The organism is Oceanirhabdus seepicola (assembly GCF_023684385.1).
In the GTDB taxonomy this organism is placed as follows: Bacteria; Bacillota; Clostridia; order Clostridiales; family Clostridiaceae; genus Oceanirhabdus; species Oceanirhabdus seepicola.
The window spans coordinates 312465-333313 of the sequence record NZ_JAGSOJ010000004.1 but is presented as its reverse complement, the minus strand read 5'-3'; the positions used below and the strand labels follow the sequence as shown (position 1 = coordinate 333313).

General features: G+C 30.5%; 16 protein-coding genes. 12 read left to right on the top strand and 4 right to left on the bottom strand.

Going from position 1 to position 20849, the window contains the following annotated elements; all coding sequences use genetic code 11:
- Positions 1-332 precede the first annotated feature (332 nt).
- On the bottom strand, positions 333-1559 hold the full coding sequence (locus tag KDK92_RS18530) for a helix-turn-helix domain-containing protein (protein ID WP_250860881.1): 1227 nt from the start codon (positions 1557-1559) through the stop codon (positions 333-335).
- Positions 1560-1756: 197 nt separating this feature from the next.
- On the opposite strand from KDK92_RS18530, the gene KDK92_RS18525 reads away from it, so the two are divergent.
- From KDK92_RS18525 to KDK92_RS18495, 7 genes are all read left to right on the top strand, one after another.
- A complete protein-coding gene (locus tag KDK92_RS18525) occupies positions 1757-4192 on the top strand; it encodes a glycoside hydrolase family 3 N-terminal domain-containing protein (protein WP_250860880.1) in 2436 nt (811 codons plus the stop codon).
- 33 nt (positions 4193-4225) lie between these two features.
- Entirely contained in the window at positions 4226-5542 is a 1317-nt protein-coding gene (gene xylA, locus KDK92_RS18520; RefSeq protein ID WP_250860879.1) for a xylose isomerase, read from the top strand.
- Positions 5543-5613: 71 nt separating this feature from the next.
- On the top strand, positions 5614-7095 hold the full coding sequence (gene xylB, locus KDK92_RS18515) for a xylulokinase (RefSeq protein ID WP_250860878.1): 1482 nt from the start codon (positions 5614-5616) through the stop codon (positions 7093-7095).
- A 75-nt stretch (positions 7096-7170) separates the two neighbouring features.
- On the top strand, positions 7171-8034 hold the full coding sequence (locus tag KDK92_RS18510; RefSeq protein WP_250860877.1) for a hypothetical protein: 864 nt from the start codon (positions 7171-7173) through the stop codon (positions 8032-8034).
- A gap of 50 nt (positions 8035-8084) precedes the next feature.
- Positions 8085-9446, top strand: a complete 1362-nt coding sequence (locus tag KDK92_RS18505) for an MFS transporter (RefSeq protein ID WP_250860876.1) — start codon at positions 8085-8087, stop codon at positions 9444-9446.
- 225 nt (positions 9447-9671) lie between these two features.
- Entirely contained in the window at positions 9672-10121 is a 450-nt protein-coding gene (locus KDK92_RS18500; RefSeq protein WP_250860875.1) for a MarR family winged helix-turn-helix transcriptional regulator, read from the top strand.
- A gap of 110 nt (positions 10122-10231) precedes the next feature.
- Positions 10232-11587: an MATE family efflux transporter gene (locus KDK92_RS18495; protein WP_250860874.1), complete on the top strand. Its 1356-nt coding sequence runs from the start codon at positions 10232-10234 to the stop codon at positions 11585-11587.
- A gap of 167 nt (positions 11588-11754) precedes the next feature.
- On the opposite strand, the gene KDK92_RS18490 is transcribed toward KDK92_RS18495, so the two are convergent.
- Entirely contained in the window at positions 11755-12264 is a 510-nt protein-coding gene (locus KDK92_RS18490; protein WP_250860873.1) for a hypothetical protein, read from the bottom strand.
- Positions 12265-12695: 431 nt separating this feature from the next.
- The gene (locus tag KDK92_RS18485) at positions 12696-13292 is read right to left on the bottom strand and encodes a TetR/AcrR family transcriptional regulator (protein ID WP_250860872.1); all 597 of its coding nucleotides are present in this window, start codon (positions 13290-13292) and stop codon (positions 12696-12698) included.
- A gap of 277 nt (positions 13293-13569) precedes the next feature.
- Here KDK92_RS18485 and KDK92_RS18480 point away from each other — a divergent pair, with 277 nt between their 5' ends.
- From KDK92_RS18480 to KDK92_RS18470, 3 genes are all read left to right on the top strand, one after another.
- Positions 13570-14271: an ABC transporter ATP-binding protein gene (locus KDK92_RS18480; protein WP_276576042.1), complete on the top strand. Its 702-nt coding sequence runs from the start codon at positions 13570-13572 to the stop codon at positions 14269-14271.
- Between the two features lie 4 nt (positions 14272-14275).
- Complete coding sequence (locus KDK92_RS18475) at positions 14276-16642, top strand: ABC transporter permease (protein ID WP_250860870.1); 2367 nt, start codon at positions 14276-14278, stop codon at positions 16640-16642.
- 189 nt (positions 16643-16831) lie between these two features.
- Positions 16832-17161, top strand: a complete 330-nt coding sequence (locus KDK92_RS18470; RefSeq protein WP_250860869.1) for a hypothetical protein — start codon at positions 16832-16834, stop codon at positions 17159-17161.
- A 175-nt stretch (positions 17162-17336) separates the two neighbouring features.
- On the opposite strand, the gene KDK92_RS18465 is transcribed toward KDK92_RS18470, so the two are convergent.
- Positions 17337-18002 (bottom strand): hypothetical protein, encoded by a 666-nt coding sequence (locus tag KDK92_RS18465; RefSeq protein WP_250860868.1) that lies wholly within the window; start codon positions 18000-18002, stop codon positions 17337-17339.
- A gap of 259 nt (positions 18003-18261) precedes the next feature.
- On the opposite strand from KDK92_RS18465, the gene KDK92_RS18460 reads away from it, so the two are divergent.
- Positions 18262-20334 carry a beta-galactosidase gene (locus KDK92_RS18460; RefSeq protein WP_250860867.1) on the top strand — a complete coding sequence of 691 codons (2073 nt, stop codon included), beginning with the start codon at positions 18262-18264 and terminating at the stop codon, positions 20332-20334.
- A 146-nt stretch (positions 20335-20480) separates the two neighbouring features.
- Positions 20481-20714: a hypothetical protein gene (locus KDK92_RS18455; protein WP_250860866.1), complete on the top strand. Its 234-nt coding sequence runs from the start codon at positions 20481-20483 to the stop codon at positions 20712-20714.
- Positions 20715-20849 lie beyond the last annotated feature (135 nt).

Here is a 20849-nt window from a genome sequence, read left to right as displayed (position 1 = left end):
AATATCCGTCGCATCTTTGACTTGTTATTTATTTTCATACGACTAAATTTTAAAAAAGGACACAAAAAAAGGGCGCAATAAGCCCATAAACAAAAAACTACCTAAAATGGTAATTTAGTCCTAGTTTTGCTTATAGACAGGATGGTTACGAACTGTCTTATTTTATTGTATAAATAATAATAACATTTTGAAGAGGGAATGGGAAGGTTATATAGTGTGGTAATTAATGTAAGTAAAAAATACCTAATTCTATGGCTTATGTAAGTTAGTAAAAGAAAGATGTAATCAACCCGCTTTTACAGATTTGTCAAAGCGGGTTTGTTTTTAATCACTTATATTTTTTTCTTTTTTTTATACGCTTTTGGGGTACATCCTTCATAAGTCTTAAAAATACTTGTGAAATGACTTTGATTTTTAAAACCTAAGTATAGGGCAATATCTAGTATAGAATAGTCAGAGTAATCAAGAAGTCGTTTTGCTTCTTGAATTCTTAATTTTAAAATATATTTTTGAAATGTTATGCCCATTTCTTTTTTAAATAGGGACGAAAAGTAATTAGGGTGCAAATGAACTTTACTAGATATCTCATTTAGATTTAAATTTTCATTTAGGTTTTTATTAATGATTTTTAAAGCCTTTTGAATAGCTGGGTGTAGCTTGGTTATACCGTATTTTCTTACACTTTTAACATATTCTTTAAGCATCTTATCAGATAGAGCTATCAAATCATTCATACTACTGCAATTTTCAACGGACCTAATAAACCCATTGCAAAGATTTGATGAATAATCAATATCAACCCCGCCTTGAATGGTTGCTCTTGATAAAGAATAAGAATAAATAATTAATAGATTTTTACCATTTCTAATACCTTCAATACCAGGTAATTCTAGCATTTCATATTCATTTATCTTATCTTTGGTCTTTTTTGCATTTTCTAAATCACCTAGACGTACGTAATTATATAAATCTTGCGTTAAATTGTCAGGAGTCATTTTATATTCTATTTCTCTATTTCTTATAATTACATCTGAAACGAATTCTTCAGTTTGTATTTTCTTATTGTTTATGAAAGAAATTCTAGATAAATCAACATTATTGTGAATTAAAGAAAAAAGAAATTTTGTTAAGTAAAGCTCTCTAGGATGATTAACAATACTTAGTTGTTGATAGAATTTTTTTAAATCTCCTTTAATGCTAAATGGCATTTTATTGATTTCAACTAATTTGTCAATATTAAGGGAGTCAGGAGAAAAGAGAATAAAAGGGCCTACAATTAAGCTGCCTTTAAAGGTATTATTTTCCCATAAGCCTATTGCTATATAGGAAACTTCATAATTATTTGTATAAAGAAAACCTTTGTTTGATTCTGGAAATTGCAATAAGACATCATGAATTTTTTTATATTCCTTGTCAAAATCAATTGAAAAAGGATAGTTTTGAGTATCTATACTTGGAAAACAACCTTGAACTTTAAGGTTATTATCAAGGGATTTTATGGGGATAAAACTTGAAAAGTAAAAAATGCGCATAATCTCTGTAAGTTCATCTATATTCATAACCCCGTCATTATTGAAAATCATTCTTCCACCTCCAGGAATAATTATAACATATATTAAGAAAACTAAAAAAATATTAAATATATGACAAAAACATTTTCCCGATTTACATATAATTATTTTAAAGAGTTTAACTACTTAAAAAATTCAGAATATTTAGTTCGGGTTTGAAGTTATTAGATTAAAGGAGGAAGACTATGAGTGAAAACTATATACTTTACAAGGATTCAAATAGGACAGTAGAAGAAAGGGTAAATGACTTAATTGAAAGAATGATACTTGAAGAAAAGGTTGCACAGCTTGGATCTGAATACCTTTTCGTTGCAGTTGGATTAGATGGATTTGATACTGAAAAGTTGAATGCAGAATTTAAACATGGATGGGGACAGATATCACGTGCAGCAGGTGTGCTAGATATGGATCCTAAAATATGTGCAAAACTAGTTAATGGGGTACAAAAATTTTTGGTGGAAAATACGAGATTAGGAATACCTGCAATTGTTCATGAGGAATGCTTATGTGGTTATCAAGCAAAACATGCAACTGCATTTACACAGAGTATAGGAGTAGCTTCAACTTGGGATCCAGAAGTTGTTGAAGAAATGTCTGATATAATTCGTGAACAAATGCTTTGTGTTGGTGCAAGACAAGGGTTATCACCTGTACTTGATATAGCTAGAGATGCAAGATGGGGAAGAGTAGAGGAAACATACGGTGAAGATCCATATCTAGTTTCTAGAATTGGAACATCATATATAAAGGGATTACAAGGAGATGGCTTAAAGAACGGTGTAATTGCAACTGCAAAGCACTTTTTAGGATATGGATTATCTGAGGGTGGAATGAACTGGTCACCAGTACATTTAGCAGATAGAGAATTATGGGGAGTTTATGCAAAACCTTTTGAAGCGGCAATACATGAAGCTAATCTTGCCTCAGTTATGAACTCATATTCTGAAATAGATGGAATTCCATGTGGAGTGTCAAAGGAAATTTTAACGGATTTGCTTAGAGATAGATTAGGCTTTAAGGGAATGGTTGTATCGGATTATGGGACTATCGAAACAGCTCATAATTATCATCATATTTCAGAGGATCTACAAGGAGCTGGCGTACAAGCTATTGAAGCAGGTCTTGATGTAGAACTCTCACAAACTGCTGGTTATGGAGAAAACTTAATTGATGCAGTAAGAAAAGGGCTTGTATCGGAGGAAGTAATAGATAGGTCTGTTAGACGTGTATTAGCTAAAAAATTCGAACTAGGTTTATTTGAAAATCCTTATGGAGATAGTGAAAAAATCACAGAAGTATTTAACAAACCTAAGAATAAGAAAGTTGCTAGAAAGCTAGCTTGTGAATCAATGGTACTGTTAAAAAATCAAGATGATTTATTACCACTTAAAAAAGATACAAAATCGATTGCAGTTATAGGACCAAATGCAGATACAGTAAGAAATCTATTGGGAGATTACTCTTATGTTGGGCAGATGGAAGGTACTGTAGAAATTATGAAGTCTATTAATAATAACTCAACAGATCTTGAATTAAATGAAAAACAGAGAGAATCACAGGAAAAGGCAAAGGAAGCATTTAAGGCAGTATTTGAAGCAAAAGACAAAGATGAATACACATATAAGTCTTGTAATATAAAAAGTATACTTGCTGGCATCAAGGATAAGGTTTCCGAGAATACAGAAATTCACTACGCTAGAGGCTGTGACATAATGGAAGAAAATATTGAGGGCTTTGAACAAGCTGTAGAAGCAGCAAGAAAATCAGAAGTTGCAGTAGTAATTATGGGAGGAAAATCAGGTCTAACGTTAGATTCAACATCTGGCGAATCTAGAGACCGTGCAGATATAAATCTAAGTGGTGTACAAATGGAGTTATTAAAGAAAATTAAAGAAACAGGAACACCAGTTGTTTTAGTTCTTGTTAATGGACGTCCGTTATCTATTACTTGGGAATCAGAAAATATTCCAGCGATTTTAGAAGCGTGGGTTCCAGGTGAAGAGGGAGCAGGAGCAGTTGCAGACGTATTGTTTGGAGACTATAACCCAGGTGGTAAATTGCCTATATCATTCCCTAGAAGTGTAGGCCAGGTACCTGTTTATTATAACCACAAGCCATCAGGTGGACGTTCACACTGGTCTGGTAATTATGTGAATATTAGTACAAAACCATTATATCCATTTGGTTATGGTTTAAGTTATACAACATTTGAATATAGTAATTTATTTATAAATAAAGCTAAGGTTGATGTTAAGGATGAAGTTGAAATTTCATTGGATATTAAAAATATAGGGGAATATTCAGGAGATGAAGTTGTTCAATTATACCTACATGATCGTGAATCAACTATAACAAGAGCTGTTAAAGAATTATATGGGTTTAAACGACTTTCTCTTGAGCCAGGGGAAGTAGCAAAAATCACATTTACAGTGCCTATGAATATTCTAGGTTTTTATGATAGAAATAAGGAGTTTGTAGTAGAGCCTGGAAATATGGATGTGATGATAGGTACTTCATCAGAGGATATTAGGTTAAAAGGTGAATTTGAGATTATAGGAGAAAAAAGAGATTTAACTAATGATAAAGCATTTTTCTCTAGAGCAAAGGTTCAGTATTTATAAAATAAATTTGTGTAACTATAAGGAGGAAGAATTATGAGAGAAATTTTCAATCAAGTTAAAAAGATAGAGTATAAAGGACCAGAATCAACAGATTTATTATCATTTAGATACTATAATCCAGAAGAAGTAATAATGGGTAAGAAGATGAAGGATCACTTAAGATTTGCAATGTCATATTGGCATACACTTACCGGAGAAGGAACTGATCCGTTTGGACAAGGAACTATGGTACGTAGTTGGAATGAAATAACTGATCCTGTTGAAAAGGCAAAATATAGAGTAAGAGCTGGTTTTGAGTTTATGGAGAAGCTAGGAATGGAATATTTCTGTTTCCATGATAGAGATATTGCTCCAGAAGGAAAGGACCTTGAAGAAACAAATAGAATCCTTGATGAAATAGTAGATGAAATTGAAAAGGAAATGAAAAGAACAGGAATAAAGCTTCTTTGGGGAACAGCTAACTGCTTTAGTAATGCAAGATATGTTCATGGTGCGGCAACAAGTTCTAATGCGGATGTGTTTGCATATGCTGCTGCTCAGGTTAAAAAGGCTTTAGAAATCACAAAGAGATTAAATGGAGAAGGTTACGTATTTTGGGGAGGTAGAGAAGGATATGAAACTCTACTAAACACTGATATGAATATTGAGTTAGATAACCTAGGAAGATTATTAAACATGGCAGTTGATTATGCTGAAGAGATTGGATTCACAGGTCAATTCTATATTGAGCCTAAACCAAAGGAGCCAACTAAGCATCAATATGATTTCGATACAGCAACAGTACTTGGATTTTTAAGAAAGTATGGATTAGAAGATAAATTTAAAATGAATATAGAGGCAAACCATGCTACACTTGCGGGACATACATTCCAGCACGAGCTTGCAGTAGCTAGAATAAATGGTGTATTAGGAAGTATTGATGCTAACCAAGGAGATTTAATGCTTGGCTGGGATACTGATCAATTCCCAACAAATATTTATGATGCTACATTAGCTATGTATGAAGTATTAATGGATGGAGGGTTTACAACTGGTGGACTAAACTTCGATGCAAAGTTAAGAAGAGGTTCATTTGAAGAAGTTGATTTATTCTATGGATACATTGCAGGAATGGATACTTTTGCTAAGGGGTTAAAGGTTGCTGCTAAACTTATTGAAGATAAGGTATTTGAAGGTGTAATTGAAGAAAGATATTCTAGCTATAGAGAAGGAATTGGAAAGGAAATAATGGAGAACAAGGTAGGATTAAAGGAACTAGAAGTATATGCAAAAGAAAATGGAGTTCGTAATATAAAATCAGGAAGACAAGAGCTGTTAGAAACTATATTAAACAAATACATTTTCAACTAATCAAAACTGCACATTAGGCTAGAACAACTACCTAATGTGCAGATAAAATAATTATATTTTAGGAGGTTAAAATGTTGTATTTAGGACTTGATTTAGGAACTTCAGCGGTGAAGCTACTTTTAATGGATGAAAAAGGAGAAGTACTAAAAACAGTTTCAAAATCCTATTCAGTACATTATTTAAATCAGATATGGGCAGAGCAAAATCCTAATGACTGGTGGAATGCTGTAAGCGAAGGAATAAAAACTATCTTTTCAGATATAGATAGCTCTAGTTTAAAGGGAATTAGTTTAAGTGGACAGATGCACGGACTAGTTATGCTAGATGAAAATGATGAGGTTATAAGACCTGCAATTTTATGGTGTGACCAAAGAACAGAAGAAGAATGTAATTATTTAAACAATGAAATAGGAAAGGATAAACTTTCTAAATGGACTGGTAATATAGTGCTAACAGGATTTACAGCACCAAAGGTATTATGGGTTAAGAATAATGAACCGGAAAATTTTGACAAGATAAGAAAGATAATGCTTCCAAAGGATTACATTGTATATAAGTTAAGTGGAAAGTTTTCAACTGATGTATCAGATGCTTCAGGAACTGTATTCTTTGATGTAGAGAATAGAGAATGGTCTCAAGAGATGATAGATGTTTTAGGTATAAAGAAAGAATGGCTTCCAAGGGTATATGAATCTTATGAAGCTGTGGGAGAGATTACTCATGAGGTAGCAGAGGTATTTGGAATTCCCAATAATGTTGTAGTTGTTGCAGGTGCTGGAGACCAAGCAGCGGGCGCAATTGGAATTGGAGCAGTAAGAGAGGGGATTGCTTTAGTAGCACTAGGAACATCTGGAGTTGTATTCTCAAGTACTGAAAATTATCATGTTGATGAGAAAAATAGCTTGCATTCCTTTGCGCATGCAAACGGCAAGTGGCATCAAATGGGTGTAATGCTTTCAGCAGGTGCATCACTTAAATGGTGGATAGAAAGTGTTAATGAAACTCAATTTTATCAAAGTTACTTGGAAGAAGCAGAAAAGATTCCTGTTGGAAGTGAGAAGTTATACTATCTTCCATATTTAATGGGAGAAAGGACACCACATAATGATATTTACGCTAAGGGGTGCTTTATTGGATTAAACATCACTCATAAAAAAGCTCATATGACAAGAGCAGTTCTTGAAGGGGTTGCATATGGATTAAAGGATAGTCTTGAACTTCTAAGGGAAATTGGAGTTAAGGTTAATAGAGTAAGAGTGAGCGGTGGGGGAACTAAAAGTAGACTTTGGAGACAAATCATAGCAGATGTTTTTAATGCAAAGGTTGAAACTATTCAATCTAATGAAGGGTCTGCATATGGAGCAGCAATACTCGCTTCAGTTGGTACAGGATTATTTGACACTGTAGATGAGGCATGTAACACATTAATAAAAGTGAAAGAAGAAGTGACTCCTAATACAGAAGATGTAAAGAAATATGAACAAACATATCCAAAGTTTAAGAGGTTATATACTTCTCTTAAAGAAAACTTTTTAGATATTTCAACTGACTAGTTTAGAATCTAAATTTTTTTTTACTTCACAAATTTCACAATATTCTATTAAAAGTAATTAAAGGGATGTGGTTTTTTGAACTTTCAATGGAAAGAAGTAATGTATAAGGAGAAAATCAGAAGTATTGAAATTAAAAATCAATTTTATAAATTATATGTAGCCTTAGACTTTGGTATAAGAATTCTAAGTTTTCAAACGAATCATGGAGAAAATTTTTTAGGGGAAGATATTCCTATAGAAATGGATGTATATGATGATAAATGGAGAATGTATGGAGGGCATAGATTGTGGCACGCTCCAGAAGCTTATCCAAGAACTTATATACCTGACAACAAACCTGTAAACTTTAATATATTAGATGATTGTGTTGAAATTATTCAAGATGTTGAGTTACACACAAATATCCAAAAAAGAATATTAATACGGTTTATAAATGATGGAAGAGAAGTTGAAATAAAGAATATCATTAGTAATAAAAATGTGTGGAAAATAAGAACTGCTGCTTGGGCATTGACTGTAATGAGAAAAGGAGGAGAAGCTCTTATTCCTTTATCAAAACGACAGGAGAAGTTTTTAAGTACAAGGCATTTAGAAGTTTGGCCATATACAGATTTAAATGATAAAAGACTTAATTTAGAAAAGGATTTTATTTATTTAGAACAAAGAGATGATATTGAAGAACCATTTAAGCTGGGTACAAATAATGAAGAGGGATGGGCAGGTTATAAATTAGGAGAAGAAGTTTTTATTAAAAGATTTGAACATGAACTAGGTAAAATATATCCCGATAATGGATGTTCCTTTGAGGTATATACTAACAAACATATACTTGAACTTGAAACACTGTCTCCAATAATAGATATAGAACCTAATGAATCAATTGAACACACTGAAATCTGGAGCATTGTTAAGGATAGAGAATTTAATGGAGATATATAACATAAATATTTGCTGTAGCTGAGAAAAACTTAAGATATGGGGGACTTTATATGAAGAGTGAATATTCAACAAAAGTGAAAGCTATAGAGAAATGGACATATGGATTTTCAGGTGTAGGTATCAATATATTCTTTGGAATGCCAATGATGTATTTAGTAATTTACTTTACAGATGTATTTGGAATTTCTGCAGCAGCAGTTGGGATACTTCTTTTAGTTTCAAGAATGTGGGATGCTGTAAATGACCCATTGATGGGGGTATTAGTAGATCGAACTAAAACTAGATGGGGAAAATGCAGACCATATATGATATTTGGACCTATTTTCCTATTTATTAGTTTCGTTATGCTATTTTCAGGTCCTACCAATCTAGGTAGTACAGGGAAACTTATATATGCATATTGTGCATATATATTCTTTGGGATGATGTATACAATGGTGGATATTCCAGGAAATGCAATGATATCAACTATGACACAGAATTCTAAAGAGAGAACAACTATTTCAACTATAAGAAGAGTATTTTGTAATGTGGGTATTTTAATAGGGGCAGGTGCTGTTGTTCCATTAGTCAGTTTATTGGGGCAAGGAAATGAATCAAAGGGTTATATGTTAACAACTATTATTCTTGGAGTAACAGGTGCTGTTACAATAATATTATCCGGAGTTACAGCAAAAGAGAGAGTAAAATCTCATAATAAAGAAAAATATTCTTTTAAGGTTATGATAAATGTATTAAAAGTAAATACACCTTTGTTAATTATTTCATCAGTTTTTATGGTTAATCAACTTGCAACTACAATTAAAAGTGCTGCCACAGCTTTTTATTTCTCATATAATGTTGGAAAGCCAGAATTAATTGGAATTGCATCAGGAATATCTCTATTAGCTACTATAGTAGGAACTATGTGTATTCCGTTTTTTGTTAAAAGGTTAGGAAAAAAGAAAACAATTGTTTATGGGTTAATAGGAATTGCGGTATCTTCCCTTGCGTTGTTTTTTATAAAATATGATAATGTACCTATGATATTAGTGCAATTTGTTGTTAATAGTTTTGTGTCAGGTTTTGGATTAGCATTACCTTTTATAATGGTTATAGACACTGTAGAATATGGAGAGTGGAAAACGGGAATACGTTCAGAAGGTCTAGTATTTTCAACTCTTACATTTGCTACTAAATTAGCAACAGCAGTTGGAGGGGCACTGTTAGGATTTATACTATCTACTACAGGCTATGTTCCAAAGGTAGCACAATCACAAGCGGCATTAAATGGTATACTTATTTGTATTGCTGGTATACCAATTGTAGTTGCATTGATAGGAATTGTTTTAATGAAATTTTATTCCTTAGATGAAAAACTATATGATGATATTGTAAAGGAACTTGAAGAGAGAAAAGCTAGTATAAATTAAAACAAAGAAAATCCAAGTATCTTTAATAAATTTAAGAATATTTGGATTTTTTTATTATTGTATGCTAAGAAAAGTTTATAACAGCATAATGATAGGAAAATCATTATACAATTAAAAATAGTTGCAATAACACCCCATATATTATATACTATAAATAGTTGCAATGACATTCTATTGTAATGAAAATGATATTTAATAGTATTATTAATTAAAGGAGAAGGAAATATGCAATATGAATCATTTGGTAAATATATATCTGCAATATATAGACATCAGCAAATAGTGATTAATAATCAATTAAATCCTTATGGTATAGGAAGTGGTCAATATATTTTTCTTATAAACATTCATAAACACGAGGGGATGTCTCAGAAAGAGTTAAGTAATCTTATTACTATAGATAAAACAACAACAGCTAAAGCAGTAAAAAAATTAGAAGATGAAGGATATATTTACAGAGAACAAGATGAAGAAGATAAAAGATATCATAAATTATATTTAACACAAAAAGGAAAAGATTTCATACCAACTTTAAAAAAGATTTTGAGAAGTAATACAGAGACACTTAGCTCAGGAATGAGTGATAAACAGCATGACCTGACAATAGAGTCCTTAAAGTTAATGTTAGAAAATGTGTGTAAATCTGTAGATGATTTAAGAAAGAAAGAAGAGTAATAAAATATGCATCCAAGAATAAGTGGGTGCTTTTAAAAGGAATAATAGTTGCAATAACCATATATATTACTAAAGGGTATAGTAATATATATAATGAAAGGATGAACCTTATGGAGAAAAAAAATAGAGCGATATTGACTAGTGGTAATGTAAAGAGTATTTTAATAGAGTTAACTATTCCAATGATATTTGGAATGTTAGGAATGATAATTTTTAATTTAGTAGACACCTATTTTGTAGGAAAATTAGGAACTAATCAATTAGCCGCACTTACATTTACTTTTCCTGTAGTATTAATAATTAATAGCCTTGCACAGGGGTTAGGAATGGGTGCTTCATCTGTTATTTCAAGAGCTATTGGAGAAGGGGATCACCATAAAGTACAGAGATTAGCAACTGATAGCTTGAGTTTATCAATTATTTTAGTTATTATTTTTGTGATTATTGGGCTTTCAACAATTGAACCTATATTTGAATTATTAGGGGTTAATGCTGATATAATGCCATATGTAAAAGAATATATGAGTATTTGGTATATAGGAGTAGTGTTTGTGGTTGTTCCAATGGTAGGTAATAATGCTATACGTGCATTAGGAGATACAAAAACACCTGGAATTGTTATGATGGTTTCAGCAACTATAAATGTGATACTTGACCCATTATTAATTTTTGGAGTTGGGCCATTTCCAAGACTAGGTGTAGCTGGAGCCGCTATTGCAACTGTAATAGCAAGGGCAGTGACTTTTATAGTTGCACTCTACATTTTAATCATAAGAGAAAAAATTGTGATAGTACAATCTGCAAAAATAGAAGAGGTAATCAGTTCATGGAAAAAAATATTATACATTGGGTTACCTAATGCACTTACAAAAATGATTAATCCCATAGCAATGGGGATAATTACAAGCTTAGTGGCTTCTCATGGTATAGAAGTTGTAGCAGGTTATGGGGTTGCAACTAGATTAGAAAGATTTGCTCTATTATTAGTAGGTGCTCTGTCAACCATAATGGCTCCATTTATAGGTCAAAACTATGGAGCAGGAAGAATGGACAGGGTGAAATTAAGTATTTCTCTCAGCGAAAAGTTTTCTCTTATATCAAGTGGAGTAATATTTTTAATTTTAGCTATATTTGCAAAACCAATAGCAGGGTTATTTAGCAATGACAGTTCAGTTATAAGTGTTGTAGCTAAGTATTTATGGATTGTGCCTATTGGTTATGGAGTACAAGGAATATTATTAATTTCAACATCAGCATTAAATGCATTGAATAAACCTATACATGCTTCAATTCTTACAATTATTCAGATGTTTGGTTTATATGTACCACTTGCTTTATTAGGGTCACATTTATTTGGAATAATAGGGATTTTTGGATCTATTGTTGTATCATATTTAATCTCGGCATGTATATCCCATTATGTTGTAAAAAAAGTGTTATATAATAAAAAAGCATTAGATGTTTAAATGTGCATTATATGAAAAGCTAGCTTTTGTAGTGCGAAAATTGAGTTATATATTATTAAAATTTATAAGTAAAAACTCACCCTTATTCTTAAGTACAATGAGGTGAGTTTAAATCTGTTGATTAAGTTTTTATTGCTTTTACTACATGATATTAAATCTAAAAAAAATTATGAATCCAAAGATTCTATTTTATCATTTTTAGGTTTTGAAATTAGTTTCATTAACCAAGAGCTAAGGCCTAGATAAACACATCCAACAACTATGACCATAAGATATTCAAAATAGTTAGCCTTTTCTGCAATCATTGGAATACTTATAACCGTTAAATAAAGAAAAGTTGCACCATTTACATACATCTTAAACCGCCCTGCAAATGTACACATTACAATAAACAAAACAATAATAAGAGAAATTATCAACCCTGATGTTCCTATCAAATCTGGAAGTGTATGTAGAATATAGGCTACTGCAACACCAATTACTGCACCTGGAAAAATCGTCTTTAACAATGCTTCTAAACTAGCATTTTTTTCTCCCCAGTACCATAATAAAAGAAATCCTATCCATACTTCTTTAAGTCCAAGCATTAAGTTAATAGCTGTGTACAATGCTAAGAATGCTATAACAGGTATCATCAATAGAAAAGCCTTTCTAAATGACATGTTATCTTTTTCCATATTTAGTTCCTCCTTTAAAATATACAATTAAATATTTTTGTTTATGTTCTAAGTATAATATATTTTAATTTTTAAATTTTTCGGAAAATTAAGATTTTTGTTTTTATTTTACTATTTTTTACTTCGTAGAAACTTTTATATTCAGCTAATGGATATGTTCTATAAGTAATGATTTTATTGCAATCCCAAAGCTATCAAATTTCACTAATAACAACACTTTGATAGCACATACAAACATTATATTCACTAGATATATAATCTAGCAATGGGAAGCAGAAACAATATAGAACTTCTTAATGTTTAAAGCAATCTTATTTTGGATTACTAAAATAGTTGAAAATATGAATAAAGGTATAACAATTAACTCACAGAAAAACACTCAAATTATAAGTGTTTTTTCTGTGAGTTAATTATTTAGATGAAATCTAACTTTACTTTGATTTGTTGATTATTCCAAAGAAATATAAATCCAAGAGTTTATCAAGTTCATCACGATTAGAAATCACTGAATGAAGCTCTTCTGATTTTGCTTTCATACCAGTATTGAGGATTTCTAAGTAAAGATAAAAAATTTCACTTGAAACATTATCATTAATATATCCTTCTTGCTTACCCTCACTAAGGAGTAGCGACAATAGTTTTTTTGCTCTGTCCTGGAAGCTTTCTTCAAAAAATTTACGTATCTCCAAATCCTTATCAAGAAAAGTACTGTTTAAATCACCTTTTAAATAATCACCTGATTCAAACTTGATGGACAGAATTCCACGAAGTTTTTCGATGAAGGGTATATTTTCTTTAAGGAGTGTTTCAGCTGATACAAATTTCTTTTCATAAATGTACAACATTACCTCTCTTATCAAAACGTCTTTGCTATGGTAGTACTTGTATATTGTCATTTTTGATACACATGCCTTTGCGGCTATCTCATCCATGCTTACTTTCTTGGTACCATATTGATTAAAGAGCTCAATAGCGGCATGTTTGATGCTTTCTATTTTATATTTAGCCCGTTTATGATGACCATTCATATAATCACCTCAATCTTTTTATACTATATATACTATTATAGTACATATAATTTGACTTAGTCAATTACGTGTACTATAATGTACTACATAAACGAAAATAGTACAAAAAATCTACATAATATTTAATAATTAAAGTGAACATTTAAGAATGCCAATATTTTGCAAGAAAGAAGTTGTATATTGGTAAATGGAGGTGATTTGCTAGAAATTATTATAAAAATACAATTAGATAAAATCCTCAAAAGCTGTAAAAGATAATAGAGAAAGGGTGAGTAACTTGTCTATAAAACTTAAAAATGTAAACAAAATATACAAAACAGGGAACGTGGAAACTTATGCACTTAAAAACGTATCACTAGAAATAAAAGATGGAGAATTCATAGTTATACTAGGGGCTAGTGGAAGTGGAAAGAGTACCCTTTTAAATGTAACAAGTGGACTTGATAATCCATCATCAGGAGAAATAATATTCAATGATGAAATAATAAGTAATCATAGCTCAAAGGAATTAACTAAGTTTAGAAGAGATAATCTAGCTTTTATCTTTCAACAATATAATCTCCTTCAAAATTTAACTGTAAAAGAAAATGTTGAGATAGGTGCATCTATAGGAAAGAACCCATTTAATATTGATGAAATAATAGAAAAAGTAGGCTTAGAGGATAAGAAAGATTCCTATCCATCTCAGTTATCTGGAGGACAGCAACAAAGAGTATCTATCGCTAGGAGTGTTGCTAAAAATCCTAATATAATGTTTTGTGATGAGCCAACAGGGGCGTTAGATGAAGAAACAGGTAAGCAAGTATTAGACATAATTCAAAAAATGAATGAGGAATTTAAAACTACCACAGTAGTTATAACCCACAATCCCAATATTGCTTTTATGGCAGATAGAGTAATAAAAATGAACTCAGGTAAAATAGAGGAAATAGTAAAAAATCAATGCAAGAAAAATGCATTTGAGATAAATTGGGGTTAGATATATGTTATTAAAAAATGTATTAAGAACATTTAAAAAGAAAATAGTACAACTATCTGCCGTAGGGATTGTAATTTTTCTAAGTTCCTTTATATTTACCTCAATGTTTTATGGTATAAATTCTATACAAGAACCAGCGGAAAAGTTTTTTATAGATAATAATCAAGAAGACTTTTCTATAGACATGATAAATGTCTTAATACAAAGTGAACTTGAATATGCTATTTCAAATTATGATTTAGCACCAGGAGTGTATACTCTAGCTAATATAAAAAAAGAAAATAAAGATTTATATTACGAAATACTAAATAAAAGAGAAAATGCATTTGAAGAAAAATATAAATTGTGCAACCTTGAATTAAGAGAGTACAAAGATATAAGTTTTGATGATAGTAATCACAAAATAAAAGTTATAAAAAAATCTCAAGATATAAATATACCGATGATTGAAGCGGGGGAAATGCCTTCTGCAAATGATGAAATAGCTGTAACTAAAATTTATGCAAAAAAGAATAATATAAAATTAAACGATGTATTAAAAATTAATGGAAAATCGTACAAAGTAGTTGCAAATGTATTGTTCCCAGATTATAACTTACCGCTGTTTGGACAAGATCTAATAATAGATAATAGTATGCAGACAATAGGGTTAGTTACAGATGAAGAATATGAAAATTTAAAAGGTGAAGAAGGGTTCCACTTTGCAGGTGTTGCTAAAGGGGAGTTTAAGGAAAATACTTTTCAAAAAAATGTAGTAAACAATATTAAAGAACAAGAAGAATTAAACTATATAACAAATATAACAAGCACTAAAAATCAAATGAGAAGTGGGGCTGTATATGAGGAGATAAGAGGTGGAAAGGCTATGAGTCTTGGCCTTAGCTTTATGATCTCAGCTATAGGAATTATGATAGTTGCAATAATCATATACAAAATCATAAGAAGCGAAAAGGGGCAAATAGGTCTTCTAAAAGCTTTAGGTTATTCAAATACTGAAATAGCCATCCCATATACAATTTTAATACTAGCTATATCACTTCCTATGCTTGCATTAGGATATGGAGTAGGTAAGTTTTCTTCAGTATTTATGAGAGATCTATATTTAGAATTTTATCTTTTACCATCTACAAGTATAGAGAGTAATATATTAGTGCTTATAACAGCTATATTAGTACCATTAATATTCGTTGTTAGTCTATCAATGGTTATTATAAGAAAGATGTTATCTAAGAATCCTTTAGATTTATTAAGAGCAGGAGATGTAGAAAAGGTAAGTAAGTTAAATAAATTGGTTTCAAAAATACTTAAAAACCGTAAGGCTACTACTAAGTTTAAATACTCATTTATATTTAATAATTTAGGTAAGTTTTTTGTGTTTTTCGTTGGAATAGTTTTTGTTTCTATACTTATAATGTTTACACTTATGTGTAATGGTTTATTTGACAAGATGACAACTGATTATTATAACGGTGTAGACTATAAATATGAAGCTTATATTGATATGACTAAACAATTACCAACATTAGAAAATGGAAAAGAGAAATTCTTGATATATCCTGATGGGAAGTATGAAAATGATTCCATAACACTAAAAGGTATTGAATATGATAACAAACTTCATAAATTGTATAATCATAAAGGTAAAGAAATTACAGGTAAGCTAAAAGAAGGAGTTATCATAAATAAGAGCTTTAATATGAAGTACGATAAAGAAATAGGTGACTCTATAAAGGTAAAAATTAGTGATAGAGAATATAATCTGAGCGTTGTTGACATTTCTAATGAATTTAATGATTTTAAGATTTATATGAATTTAAGTGAGCTAAGTGAAATGGTAACAGATAAAAAATCTGATGAACTTTTTAATGGAGTTTATTCTAAAAACAGTTTAGATGAAGATAAGTATTTAACTGTAATAAGTAAATCTGTTATATTAGAACAATCACAACTTATGCAGAAATTTATAAAGTATGCTTTATATATGATGATGGGATCCTCCATGGCTATAGCTGTAATAGTATTGTATATTCTAACAACATTAACAGTTGAAGACAAATACTATGATATATCCTTACTTAAGGTAATGGGTTATAACGATAAAGAAGTTAATTCTATGATACTAAATAGTTATTTCATATATTCTATACTATCATTTTTAATAAGTGTCCCTATAGCAGTAGCTTCAGTAAATGTTATGGTAAAATATTTAATAGTGAATTTTAATATGGTAATGCCACTTGAGTTTGAATTATGGCAACTATTTGTTGGAAGTGTAATTATAGGGTGTATATTCTTTATAGGAACATTAGGTGCTAAGAGAAAAATAAATAAAGTATCACTTCAAGAAATATTAAAAGAATATAGAGAGTAAACAACAAATTTATATGTTTAATAAGCCTCTTATATAAAATATTACCAGTGTATAGTATTGACGATTTACAAATACTATTCAAGGATAAATAAATTAGGCGTATGAAAATAAATAACAAGTCACAGATATACACCATAAACCTATGACTAGTTATTTATTTGAATATGCTTTAAATATGAGGTGAAAAAAATGTATATGCGAAATAACAATTGTGATAATGGACTATATTTTATGCTAGGTGCAACTATGACAGCTCTTGGGTGTATGGGATACTGTATGTGCAAAAACAATGGATATCTTGAAAAATTGAGTTGTAATGATAGTAATGGTAACGGCAAAGGTAAAAGTAAAAGGATGTTAAAGATGACGGGTAAAAGACATCTTGGACATAAATGTCATCATGGACATCATAGACATGAAGGACATCAAGAATATCAAGAATATGAAGGGTATCAAATACCAGAAGATGAATTTACTAATGAAATGAATTCATCACAACAAAATTTACATAATCAATAATCAAATAGTAATAGTAAAAATCCAGAAAATGAACAACAAAAGGAGCAGCAAGTAACACATTAAGAAAAGTAAAGTTAGATTTAAAACAAGAGAAGGAATATGTTATATATGAATAATATATTCCTTCTCTTGTTTATATATCATATGGATAACATGTATATAAATTTGATAGGCTTTATGCAAACACAACCTCTTTTGTGTTTAAATCTACAATTCGACTTCTTACATCTGACTTTGAAATAAATATAGATTCTCCATTACTATCAATACAATATGAAATAGGAAGGGATACTCCACAATTCCTATAAGAGCCATCTGCATGACTTGTCCCAATTATCATTGTTTTATATGTTTTTGCAATGGTTTTTGCTTCATTTATCCATTGTTCAAATTGATCATCACTAAACATACCTACTCCAATTGGGTGTGAAATGAAGTTAAGACAAGTGTTTAGATTTTTAAACCCATCTAAACCTTTTAGAATTTCTCTGCAAAGTAAATACCCTATCTTTATTCCGTTGTAATCAATTACAGAAGGGCTATATAGATTTTCATTTATAGGCGTTTTGGCTCTATCCAAAATCTTTTCGCCGAATTGGTTTATTATTACGGCTCTATTGGTAACACTACTATTTGGGTTAGGAGTAATAGTATCTAAATAACCTGTAATAATTGTTTTACTATACTTTTTTGCTAGGTCACAAGCATATTCTAAAGTTTTTTCATTTGTTAAGTACCCTTCAGGATATAAAACAATATCAATTCCCTTATTGATTTTTATTTCATTTTTAAGTTGTTCAATTTCATGTTCCTTTTTTGGTTGTCCTATTAGTATTTTCACAGTTATTCACCTCATAATATTTAAGTATTGCTATATAAGTAATATAAATATCATACCATTTCATAGCAGTTATTTATATTTTCTTGAAAATATCAACGTAGCTAATATTAAATTATTCATTTCTCTTAAGTTGTAAATTATAAAAATTATAATAATAAATTTTATAATTTTTACGAATATCATATAGTAAAATAAATGATATAATGTTTTCAGTATTGAAAATATTATATCATTATAGAATTTAGAAAGGAGAGGCGGTATGCAAAATTATGGTCCAATAAGTGATAAATGCAAAACTATTCTACATGGAGCTGATTATAATCCAGAACAGTGGGTAGATGTTCCAGGGATTTTAGAGGAAGATATAAGATTAATGAAATTAGCTAATTGTAATGTAATAGCAGTAGGAATGTTTTCATGGAGCTCATTAGAATCTGAGGAAGGGGAATTTAACTTCAAATGGCTTGATGAGTTAATGGACAGCATGCATGAAAATGGGAATTATGTAATACTTGCAACACCTAGTGGAGCAAAACCTGTTTGGATGGCTCAAAAATATCCTGAGGTATTAAGAGTTGGAAGTAATAGAGTTAGAAACTTATATGGAGAGAGACATAATCATTGTTATACTTCGCCTATCTATAGAGAAAAGGTTTCACATATAAATAAATTATTAGCAGAAAGATATAAAGAGCATCCAGCTCTTCTTATGTGGCACGTTTCAAATGAGTTTGAGGGACAATGTCATTGTGAGTTGTGTCAAGAAGCGTTTAGACAGTGGCTTAAGGAAAAATATAATAATAATTTAGATGAATTAAATAATGCTTGGTGGAGTAAGTTCTGGAGTCATACATATAATGATTGGAGTCAAATAGAATCTCCAGCACCTCATGGAGAACCAGCATTACATGGTTTAAATTTAGATTGGAATAGGTACATAACGCACCAAACTTTAGACTTTTTTAAGCATGAAAGTATTACTTTAAAAGAAATAGCTCCTGATATACCTATAACAACTAATTTTCACGATTATGTTGAGCTTAGCAGGGGAATTGATTATTGGAAATTTGCGCCTTACCTAGATGTTGTTTCTTGGGACAACTATCCTTATTGGCATGGAGAGAGAACAGATTCTCATGAAGCTAGTAGAAGAGCATTTATTCATGATATAAATAGAGCATTAAAGGGTGGAAAACCATTTATGATGATGGAAAGTTCACCAAGTGCTACAAATTGGCAACCTGTAGCTAAACTAAGACGTCCTGGGGTACATGCTTTAGCATCAATTCAAGCAATAGCACATGGATCAGATACTGTTCAGTATTTTCAATGGAGAAAGAGTAGGGGGTCATCAGAAAAATTCCATGGTGCTGTAGTGGATCATTGTGGACATGAAAACACAAGGGTATTTAAAGAAGTATCAAAGGTCGGAGAAATCTTATCAAAACTTGAAGATGTAGTTGGAACTTCAATTGAACCAGAGGTAGCAGTTATTTACGATTGGGAAAATTACTGGGCAATAGATGATGCACAAGGTCCAAGAATTGAAAAGAAAGATTATTTTGAAACTTGTCAGAAACACTATAAAGCATTTTGGGACATGTCAATTCCAGTAGATGTTATTAATATGGACTGTGATTTTTCAAAATACAAGGTTTTAGTAGCTCCTATGCTCTATATGGTAAGAGAGGGTGTTGGAGAGAGAATTGAGGAATTTGTTAAAAATGGAGGAACGCTTGTAACTACTTACTGGAGTGGTATAGTTGATGATAATGATTTATGTTTCTTAGGTGGTTTTCCAGGACCTCTTAAAAAAGTTACAGGTATATGGTCAGAGGAGTTAGATGCACTATATGATGATGATGTTAACCATGTAATTATAGAGCAAAGCAACCATCTTTTCATGAAAGGAGAATATGAAGCAAGGATATTCTGTGATTTAATACATTCAGAGGGGGCAGAGGTTCTTGCCACATATAAATCAGATTTCTATAAAGGAATGCCTGCATTAACATATAATGAATTTGGGAAAGGTGGAGCCTATTATATAGCCTTTAGAAATAATGATGAATTTTTAAGAGATTTTTATAAAAATTTAGCTAAAAAAATTAATTTAAATAGAGCAATAAACATAGAATTACCAGTTGGTATTAATGCACAGGTGCGTAAAGATGATGAAAATGAGTTTGTATTTTTAATGAACTTTACTAAAGAGAAAGAAACAGTAGATATAAAGGATATGACATTTGTTGATATGGAAAGTAAGGAAAAAGTAACGGGGCCAATAGATATAAAAGGATACGGTATTAGAATAATATCAAGGAGTTTATAAAGTTTTAAAAACAAAAAAAGTGATACTATTATTATGGACTAATATGTAGATAATGAATTGAAATGCAGACTAGGAAATTTTTTAGTAGCATTGTTTTAATATAATGAGACAAACTAATTATATTAAAATAATGTGAGGTGATACAAATGAAAAAAAATTATAATACAAATAATAATGGAAATAAATATCATCCTACAAAAGGAGAAATCACTTCAAGTATACGAGCTATAGACGATATGACTTCTGCTATGCAGGAGAATTATGCTATAGTGAATTGTGGCGAAGGCGAGTGTGTATGTACTCCAGAAACTTGTACTTGTCCTGGAGCAAAGAAAAAAACTAAAAAAGTATCTGAGGATTATACAAAATCATTACATTAAATATTCTTATGCTGAAGATAAATAATTTATCTTCAGCTTTTTTATATTACATATATATTTTCGTAAGGAAAAAAGATACAATTGAAGTGAACTATGTTAAAAGATGTGATTTTATACAAATTAAAAGAGGTGGAC

Coding starts and splice junctions, on each gene's coding strand:
- KDK92_RS18530 (WP_250860881.1), bottom strand. CDS start 1,559: ATGAATATAGATGAACTTACAGAGATTATGCGCATTTTTTACTTTTCA.
- KDK92_RS18525 (WP_250860880.1), top strand. CDS start 1,757: ATGAGTGAAAACTATATACTTTACAAGGATTCAAATAGGACAGTAGAA.
- xylA (WP_250860879.1), top strand. CDS start 4,226: ATGAGAGAAATTTTCAATCAAGTTAAAAAGATAGAGTATAAAGGACCA.
- xylB (WP_250860878.1), top strand. CDS start 5,614: ATGTTGTATTTAGGACTTGATTTAGGAACTTCAGCGGTGAAGCTACTT.
- KDK92_RS18505 (WP_250860876.1), top strand. CDS start 8,085: ATGAAGAGTGAATATTCAACAAAAGTGAAAGCTATAGAGAAATGGACA.
- KDK92_RS18500 (WP_250860875.1), top strand. CDS start 9,672: ATGCAATATGAATCATTTGGTAAATATATATCTGCAATATATAGACAT.
- KDK92_RS18495 (WP_250860874.1), top strand. CDS start 10,232: ATGGAGAAAAAAAATAGAGCGATATTGACTAGTGGTAATGTAAAGAGT.
- KDK92_RS18490 (WP_250860873.1), bottom strand. CDS start 12,264: ATGGAAAAAGATAACATGTCATTTAGAAAGGCTTTTCTATTGATGATA.
- KDK92_RS18485 (WP_250860872.1), bottom strand. CDS start 13,292: ATGAATGGTCATCATAAACGGGCTAAATATAAAATAGAAAGCATCAAA.
- KDK92_RS18475 (WP_250860870.1), top strand. CDS start 14,276: ATGTTATTAAAAAATGTATTAAGAACATTTAAAAAGAAAATAGTACAA.
- KDK92_RS18470 (WP_250860869.1), top strand. CDS start 16,832: ATGTATATGCGAAATAACAATTGTGATAATGGACTATATTTTATGCTA.
- KDK92_RS18460 (WP_250860867.1), top strand. CDS start 18,262: ATGCAAAATTATGGTCCAATAAGTGATAAATGCAAAACTATTCTACAT.
- KDK92_RS18455 (WP_250860866.1), top strand. CDS start 20,481: ATGAAAAAAAATTATAATACAAATAATAATGGAAATAAATATCATCCT.